Annotated in this window: 8 protein-coding genes; 3 read left to right on the forward strand and 5 right to left on the reverse strand. The window is 42.7% G+C overall.

Annotated features, from left to right (window positions below; translation table 11 throughout):
* Positions 1 to 33: 33 nt before the first annotated feature.
* From H6F41_RS12960 to H6F41_RS12975, 4 genes are all read right to left on the reverse strand, one after another.
* Positions 34 to 366, reverse strand: a complete 333-nt coding sequence (locus H6F41_RS12960; protein WP_190403896.1) for a DUF5615 family PIN-like protein — start codon at positions 364 to 366, stop codon at positions 34 to 36.
* On the reverse strand, positions 363 to 593 hold the full coding sequence (locus tag H6F41_RS12965) for a DUF433 domain-containing protein (protein WP_190403897.1): 231 nt from the start codon (positions 591 to 593) through the stop codon (positions 363 to 365). The genes H6F41_RS12960 and H6F41_RS12965 overlap by 4 nt, the downstream gene beginning before the upstream one ends.
* Before the next feature lie 129 nt (positions 594 to 722).
* Positions 723 to 2,066, reverse strand: a complete 1,344-nt coding sequence (locus H6F41_RS12970; protein ID WP_190403898.1) for a nicotinate phosphoribosyltransferase — start codon at positions 2,064 to 2,066, stop codon at positions 723 to 725.
* 307 nt (positions 2,067 to 2,373) lie between these two features.
* Positions 2,374 to 3,828: a protein kinase domain-containing protein gene (locus H6F41_RS12975; protein WP_190403899.1), complete on the reverse strand. Its 1,455-nt coding sequence runs from the start codon at positions 3,826 to 3,828 to the stop codon at positions 2,374 to 2,376.
* Positions 3,829 to 3,958: 130 nt separating this feature from the next.
* Between H6F41_RS12975 and pcrA the strand changes: the two genes are divergently transcribed.
* The 3 genes from pcrA to H6F41_RS12990 all read left to right on the forward strand — a co-directional run bounded on the left by pcrA (position 3,959) and on the right by H6F41_RS12990 (position 7,967).
* Entirely contained in the window at positions 3,959 to 6,334 is a 2,376-nt protein-coding gene (gene pcrA, locus H6F41_RS12980) for a DNA helicase PcrA (protein ID WP_190403900.1), read from the forward strand.
* A 384-nt stretch (positions 6,335 to 6,718) separates the two neighbouring features.
* Positions 6,719 to 7,552 carry a hypothetical protein gene (locus H6F41_RS12985; RefSeq protein ID WP_190403901.1) on the forward strand — a complete coding sequence of 278 codons (834 nt, stop codon included), beginning with the start codon at positions 6,719 to 6,721 and terminating at the stop codon, positions 7,550 to 7,552.
* A gap of 76 nt (positions 7,553 to 7,628) precedes the next feature.
* Complete coding sequence (locus H6F41_RS12990; protein ID WP_190403902.1) at positions 7,629 to 7,967, forward strand: hypothetical protein; 339 nt, start codon at positions 7,629 to 7,631, stop codon at positions 7,965 to 7,967.
* Positions 7,968 to 7,971: 4 nt separating this feature from the next.
* Here H6F41_RS12990 and H6F41_RS12995 read toward each other — a convergent pair.
* The coding region (locus H6F41_RS12995; protein ID WP_190401965.1) for an IS630 family transposase at positions 7,972 to 8,417 on the reverse strand (446 nt) is incomplete at its 5' end.

Consider the following 8,417-nt stretch of genomic DNA (forward strand, 5'->3'; position numbering starts at 1 on the left):
GGGCGATCGGAATTAAAAACAGCGTTATCGTGTCTAATAAAGCTCAAGGCAATCTATATTTGAACTATTTCCCAATTCCTGAATTACTTCTACTCCAGAACGTAGTATTTTCTCAATCTGGCTTGTGGGAACATTTCCACAGCGCAACCAAATCACCTTGGGAGGAGAACGATACAAACGACTTCTCTCTGCAAAATCTGCATCTTGAGTCACAATGCAGAAACCGTTATTCTTTGCAAACTCCCATGTCTCCGTATCAGTTTTATCTGCCAAATCATGAAACTGAACATGGCTACAGTTTGGGAAAAGATCAACCAACTTCCCCACAAGCTTACGACTCAAATTTTGATCGAATAGTAATCTCACGTAGCACCCACAACAGCCATCAATCTATGTTCTCGATCAGCAGCAAATTCCAAACAAGCTCTGATATCTTGCTCTGTCAATTCTGGGAAATCATCTAAAATTTCTGCGTGAGACATTCCAGATGCCAACCAACCCAAAACATCATATACAGTAATACGCATTCGACGAATACAAGGCTTGCCACCTCGTTTATCCGCCTCAATTGTAATAATGTTTCGGTAGTTCATATTTGCCTCTTTTTAAGCAACAAGCTAGCCAAAGTCTAACACAGGGTAAATAGATGATGTTTATCTATTACCAGTTTAAGATAATTCAGCAATGACCCAAATTGATTGAGTCATTAGTCAGGATTTGCATTACATATCAACCTTTACAGGAATTGTCTCTGGTTCGGTAATATTGCGAACTGCTTGAGGCAAGGACTGCACAGAATTACGAGTACGTTTTGCGATCGCAGTTAAATCCTCCAAAGATTTCAGCAATTCGCCATTGTGCATAATGCATTCTAGTAAAGGTTGTTCATTCGCTTGTGGAAGTTCAGAAATATGGGTGAGGCGATCGCCTTTCATGATTCCATTCTCAAAACTGCGCCAGATTTGTTTGCGACCTGCGATCGTTTGTTTGCCACTTGATTTTTTGGAAACGGGAATATTATCAATTTCCACTAATTTATAAACTCCATTTACGGGCGCACCTGTAACCAATTTTGTACCGATGCCATAGCCGTCAATGGGTGCTCCTAATGCTTTTAAACGAAGAATCTCAGCTTCGTCAATATCGCCACTAGCAAAGATAGAAGTATCAGGAAGTAAGTCTTTTACCTCTTTAGAAATTGCAGCAATATCGCCTGAATCAATGCGAATTCCTTTTACTTGCATTTCGCCAGATCTGACCTTCTCCGCAAGATTACGAGCAGCGGCGATCGTGTCGAAAGTGTCGATTAATAATGCACTATTCGGAAACACTTGATGGAACGCGCTAAAGGCTTGAGCTTCACTACCTTCGGTGGCAGCTAGTGCCATGACCAACGCATGAGCCATAGTGCCGCTCGGTTGTCTGCCCAGTTTAAGAGCCGCTAAGACATTAGAAGTTGCATCCATTCCTGCGGCGAGTGCCGCTCTAGCTGCCCAAAGAGAAGCTTGGGGACTAAAGGCGCGTCTTGTGCCAAATTCTAAGAGGGTAATGTCATCGCCTGCGACATCACGCATTCTGGCGGCTCTAGTAGCGATTAAGGTTTGATAGTTAATTGTATTCAGCAAATAGGTTTCCACTAGTTGCGCTTGCCAGAGGGGAGCTTCAATTCTCAAAAAAGGCTCATTGGCAAACAGGGCTGTTCCTTCGGTTACCGCCCAGAGATCACCTTCAAAGCGAAAGTTCTTCAATAATTCCCAAAAGCGACGATCGGCGTTGGCGAAGATACCTGTGGCTTGCAATGCTTCAATTTGCTCGGAGGTAAAACGCAGATTTTGCAAATATTCCACGGCTTGGGTGATGCCCATAGCAATCAAATAGCCAAATCCTTCGGGGAGGCGACGCACGAATAATTCAAAACTTGCACGTTTGCGATCGCAATTTTCATGCACATAGCAAGCACCCATCGTCAGTTGATAAAGGTCGGTGAGCAGTCCATATTCATCCGTAGCAATATTTAAGGTGTCGGATTTCAGACTAATGGCAGGACGGTCAGTTATAGCGCTCATGACTTTGTTGGGGTAGAGGCTTGTATATTTCTATTATAGTTATTTTTACCAAAATTACAAATATATTTTTAGTAATATATTGAGTATATTGCTAAAGTCAGCAACGCTTTTTAGTGATTTAGTGATAGCAATCTATACTTTGTAGCAATAAATATCAACATGTAAAATTATCATTTATAGTGAATTGCATAATATAGTGATAAACCATAAAACCCAAGAATTTAGTTGCGGCACGAAGCGCCGCAACTAAATTCTTGGGTTTTGCTTATCTCTCAAGCCTAAAAATGACGTAGCTACTTTTAAGAGATTAGAGGAATGAATAAAGGATTTGAAAAATGAGGCGAAACGCTGACATAACGGCAATCGCCGCAAAACCTGCAATGCCGCAATACTGAGCAAGGTCTAACCATGCGGGCAGACTCTCAAACTGCGCTTTAGCAAACAATGTCCCGCCCCAGATTGCCGCAAGGCTCAACAGGTTTACAAATACAAACAGGTCTTTATTGTCGAAAATTGTACTGACTCGCAATACCAAAATGACAATCATGGCGATCGCAAAGGTAATTAAGTTAGCAGGCATATTGAGCAATGCTAACCCTACAGTCATCGTCACCTGCCATAGCAGCATCGCTTCGACCCCCAATAAAAAAGCAGCAATTAACTGCGTGGGGATCGATGCTGACAGCAACCAAGGTGTTTTTTGCGATCGCGGAGTTACCGATTTGGGGACAGACGGCGAAAAATTAGGCAGAGGGGCAGGGACAGGAACTTGAATACTCGTCTGGTGTTTTGCCTGTGGCGTTGCTGGTACTGGCGTTTGTGGCGCTTGCACAACCATCTGGGAACTCAGGGCTGTGAGGATATCAGCCGCCGAGGTAAAGCGATCGCTGGGGGCAGTCTCCAACATTTTTTGTAACACTTTATTAAGGTTAGGACTAAGCTTGACAAAGCGATCCCATTGCCACTTGTTGTAATTGACATCAAATAATTCATCTGGCTCTTTGCCCGTCAACAGATACAGACAAGTCACCGCAAAGGCATAGAGATCGGTCGATGGAAACACCGTATCACCGCGCATCTGCTCTGGCGCACCATAGCCGGGGGTAAAAATGCCCGTGGACTTCTGACCTTGGACTGCACCTGCCACTTGCTTAACTGCCCCAAAGTCCAGTAAATAATAAATCTGATCGAGCTTACGCACCATGATATTCGCTGGTTTGATATCCCGATGAATTGAGCCTTTTTCATGGATAAAATTCAATACAGGCAACAGACTTTGCATGATTTCCAACACATCCGATTCTGCGATCGCACCATGCTGCTCAACAATTTGCTCAAGAGTAAAGCCATCAACAAACTCTTGCACTAAATAAAAAAACTCATCCTGTCCCGACTGCACCTCAAAATAAGCCAGCAAATCAGGAATTTGGGGATGTGATCCCAAATCCTCTAGAACCGTGGCTTCGCGTTCAAACATTTGCTTGGCTGTCACCATCTGCGAACTCGTCAGCCCCACGGGTTGCAATAGCTTCACCACACAACGCTTCATCGCAGGGGTGTAGCGATCCCGCGCCAAAAATGTTGCCCCAAATCCTCCCCTTGCAAGCGGTTTTTCGACAATATAGCGCCCGCCTAGCAACAAAGGCATCCCACAACTCGTACAAAACTTTTGGGTAATCGTTTTGAGCGTATTGCCGCTATCGAGATCGGCAAAGGAGTTTAACGGCTTGAGACAATTGGGGCGTGTGCAGTAAATATCCACTGGTTAATCATTAAATTAGAGCTTAAAGAATCGACAGTCGGCACAAGGCTGCGACTATCGCAAACGATCATAAGTAAACATTTTTGGCATACTGTATTAGAGTCTACCTAAGTTTCTCCCTGCTGCGCCCATGAGTTCCAATTTTTTGCATCATCTCAACCCCGCTCAACAAAAAGCAGCAAGCCATCTGCATGGCCCGATGCTGGTTGTAGCTGGTGCAGGTTCAGGGAAAACAAGGACATTGACCTACCGCATTGCCAACTTAATGCTCAATCATGATGTCGCACCTGAGCAGATCCTAGCGGTGACTTTCACCAACAAAGCTGGCAAAGAAATGAATGAAAGAATTCAATTATTGCTATTGCAAGAAATCGCGCAAAGGGAATTAGGTAAGGCTTTAAGCGAAATTGAAGATTGGGAACAGGATAAATTACGGAAAAAAGTTTATAAGCGATATATCAATAGTTTTGCCGAAGATGGTCTCTGGATGGGGACTTTTCACAGTATGTGCTGTCGAATTTTACGCCTTGATATTGATAAGTACAAAGATAGTAACGGTAGAAGCTGGGCAAAGAATTTCTCGATTTTTGATGATTCTGACGCGCAATCACTGGTCAAAGATATTGTGATCAACCAGTTAAATCTTGACGAGAAAAAGTTTGAGCCAAAGTCAGTCCGTTTTGCGATCGGTAATGCCAAAAATAAAGGCTGGACTCCTGAAGAATACGAAAAGCAAAGTGATGATTCGCCTTTTCGCAAACGCGCCATCGCCCAAGTTTATAACCTCTATCAAAATCAGCTAGCCACCAATAACGCCCTCGATTTTGACGACCTCATCTTTCTACCTGTGCGCCTCTTTCAGCAAAATCCTGAAGTTCTCAACTATTGGCATAGTCGCTTCAAGCATATTCTTGTTGATGAATATCAAGATACCAATCGCACCCAATATGACTTAATTCGTCTGCTTGCTACCAATGACACCAAGCCCACTTGGGAAGATCGTTCCATTTTTGTCGTCGGTGATGCTGACCAATCGATTTATAGTTTCCGCTCCGCCGACTTCACGATCTTGATGGAATTTCAGGAAGCCTTTGGCGATCGTCTGCCCGATGCTCACACTGGCACAATGATCAAGCTAGAAGAGAACTATCGCTCCGTCGCCAATATTCTCGAAATCGCCAATCAATTAATTGACCACAATTCCCAACGTATTGATAAAGTTCTCAAAGCCACTAGACCCGATGGTGAATTGATTGAGCTATTTCGTGCCGATGATGAAGTCGATGAAGCCCAGTTTGTGATCGAGCAGATTCGTCGGGTTAAATCTAAAACTCCCAGCGCTAATCTTGGACATTTTGCAATTCTCTATCGCACTAACGCGCAGTCCCGTCCCTTTGAAGAAATGCTAGTACGTTGGAATATTCCTTACAAAGTCGTCGGCGGTTTACGCTTTTACGATCGCAAAGAAATTAAAGATATTCTCTCCTATTTGCGACTACTCTCTAATCCCGCCGATACACTGGGTTTGATGCGAATTATCAATGTTCCTAAACGCAGTATCGGCAAAGCTACCCTCGATAAACTCCAACAAGCTGCCCAAGAACTGAGTGTCCCGATCTGGGAAATCATTAGTGACGAAACCACGGTCAAGACCTTAGCAGGTCGCTCGGCACGAGGCGTTCTTTCCTTTGTGGAGTTGATGCAAAAATGGCAAGCAAAAGTAGCCACCACACCCGCAGCCGATATCATTCAGGGTATTCTCGCGGAATCGGGCTATGTCGATGAATTGAAGTCACAGAGCAATGATGAAGCCAACGATCGCATCGCCAACTTGCAGGAACTCTATAATGCCGCTGTCCAGTTTGCCGAAGAAAACGAAGATGCTTCCCTTGATGCCTTCTTAGCCAATGCGGCTCTTGCCTCTAGCCTTGATGACAGTAGCGAGAATGCGGAGAAAGTCACATTGATGACTCTCCATGCTGCTAAAGGTTTAGAATTTCCTGTTGTATTTCTCGTGGGTCTAGAACAAGGACTATTTCCTAGCTTCCGTTCTATTAATGACCCCATGGCTCTTGAAGAAGAACGCCGCCTGATGTATGTGGGGATTACTCGCGCCCAAGAGAAACTATTTCTCAGTCATGCCCAAGCCCGCCGCCTCTATGGCAATCGTGAATACGCGATTCCCTCACAATTCCTTGCGGAATTACCGAAGGAATATCTCACAGGACATGGCATCGATAAATTTATCAGTAAAGCGAGTCAACGCGCCGAAGCCACCAGTGTCAGAGGTTCACTCCGCACCGTTGCACCACCGAAGGTCAATGCGGTAAAACCAAAACCTCGCATCGATTGGCAAGTCGGCGATCGCGTCATGCACGAAAAATTTGGCGAAGGTCAAGTCTCGAATTTGTTAGGTACTGGCGACAAGATGTATTTAGCCGTGGCCTTTGCAGGACAAGGCAAAAAAATCATCGATCCTAAAATTGCCCCAATTCAGAAGATCTAAGCTGGTAGGTTTTATAGATTTTTGCGATCGCAAAAATGAGATAGACAAGATTTTTTTGCGTTTTAATCAATCAAATGTATATCCCAAGAGAAGCGTAGGGGTAGAGCATTTGCACCGCTATTTTGTAACTTCCCAGCAAAATCTCGATCCGCAAATGCTTTACCATCTTTGCTATTAGGATACAAATTAAGATAATAATCAGTTTAATTTTTTATTTTTCGTGACACCGTAGCTTTCTTTTAAAGTTGGTTGTATTGTTTACCAAGGGAAAGTTATACAAAAAGTGTAGGTAACTTATGGTCAACGATGATGCTGTCAAGCAATCTAGTAAGAAAGCTACAGGTGTTGTGAGTGAATACGTTATCAAAAAGATGACACAAGAAGATGAGCAGAAAAAAGCAAAGCCTAAAGCTGATGAATCCAAATCCGTCTAGGGTATTACGCTTATTTGCTGAGACTCAAGATCGCTTATACGATGGTGACACTATCAAGAAGGCTTTAAGTCAGATTGCTAGACATACTAAAGACAAGAAGGTAATCGAAAACTGTGAGGCGATTGCAGAGTTATTACAAATAGAGTTTGACCAAGCTTTTGTAAGAAATGATGTCAATCAACATTTTGATGCTGTTAAAAAGCTTCAAAATCACGGTGTTTGGGTTAAGGACAAGTATAAGGAGGTTAAGCCCTTCTTAGAAAATTGCGATCCTATTTGGTATAGAAGATTGCAAGAAGCTACAGATGCTCAGTTAGATAGGCTTGGACAGTTGGTTTCTCTTCTAAGTGCTGTTCCTGACATTTGCGATCTTAACGGTAATGTAATCAGACCTAATGATCTGGTTATTTATCCGTCTCAAGATGAGGAGGAAAGACCTTATGAACACTATGGAATTGTGAGGGCAACTCATCAGGGCTATAGTATCGCGCACTTCTTTACGTTTGAGACTATTAGACCTCAAGGTCGGGTTGCAGAAGTTGGGTTAGGTTATGTCTATTTCTCTCCTTATAAGTCTGAGTGGCTATTTAAAGAGCGACCTGAATCTGTTTCTGACAGCCAAATAGAGTCGCGTATAGATGAGTCAAGAAAGAAGTTCATCGCAGCTAAAGATAAGCTCTGGAATAAGTTGCTTTATAACTGTGAGCATTGGGCTAGAGAGATGTTTTACGGTGAGGCTAGGTCAACTCAAGTAGAGAACTTGCGAACTAAGAAAAGTACATAGAAAAAAGACTGTGTTTAGTAGACTTTAGCTTTTTCTATGTAAATTTAATTATATGCATCAACTTAGTGAGTAAATAATGCAGCTTTCATTTAATCACAAGCAAAAGCTCACACGACCTGTTTCGTTTTTACTGAACTACCACAACTCCAATAACGCTAAAGTTAGTAGTGGTTTTGTACCTTTTCAGATTGAAAACACCATAGAAGATAATGGTGATGGTGAGTTTGTACACACTTTGACTTTTTCAGTTCTAGTAGACATAATCAGTATTGTGAAAGAACCAAAAAAGATTCAAATCAGGAGTCTTGATGGTAAGAGGACAATTGAAGCTACAGCACCTAAAAAAGTGTCTGATGTAGGTTGCAAATTGATCGGACAATATAAGATTGTTGTAGACAAGACTGATAACACATAAGTAGCTAAGCAAAATTAATTACATAAGTTGAACCAAAGTCTCGAAGAACTTTTTCAACATAAGAGACTAAACTTTCCCAAGATTCATATGCATTGAGTTCAATCCACTCATACTTCATGAAACGCCACAAAATTTCAATCAAGTTCAACTGGGGACTATAAGGGGGTAACTGGAAAATCTCAACTTGCTGGTTCTTCCACTGCTCTAATTTCTCTTGAATCAGTTGACTGGTATGAATAGAGGCTTTATCCATAACAATCACTGTTGGCTTGGTAGATTGACGAGCAAAGTCATCGATACAAGCGAGAATGACTGCACTGGTGATACTGCGTTCAAAAACATAAGCAGATAAGTCATTGTTTCGATTCATCAAACCCACGACATTTAACCTCTTACTGCGTTGACTGGGTAAGCTTAAACCCGTCCCTTTCTCTTGCCAAGCATAGGGAA

The organism is Pseudanabaena mucicola FACHB-723 (assembly GCF_014696385.1).
In the GTDB taxonomy this organism is placed as follows: Bacteria; Cyanobacteriota; Cyanobacteriia; order Pseudanabaenales; family Pseudanabaenaceae; genus Pseudanabaena.

Bases quoted from the DNA above. Each gene is read 5' to 3' on its own strand.
- H6F41_RS12990 (WP_190403902.1), top strand. From the start codon at position 7,629: ATGCAGCTTTCATTTAATCACAAGCAAAAGCTCACACGACCTGTTTCG.
- H6F41_RS12970 (WP_190403898.1), bottom strand. From the start codon at position 2,066: ATGAGCGCTATAACTGACCGTCCTGCCATTAGTCTGAAATCCGACACC.
- H6F41_RS12985 (WP_190403901.1), top strand. From the start codon at position 6,719: ATGAGCAGAAAAAAGCAAAGCCTAAAGCTGATGAATCCAAATCCGTCT.
- H6F41_RS12965 (WP_190403897.1), bottom strand. From the start codon at position 593: ATGAACTACCGAAACATTATTACAATTGAGGCGGATAAACGAGGTGGC.
- pcrA (WP_190403900.1), top strand. From the start codon at position 3,959: ATGAGTTCCAATTTTTTGCATCATCTCAACCCCGCTCAACAAAAAGCA.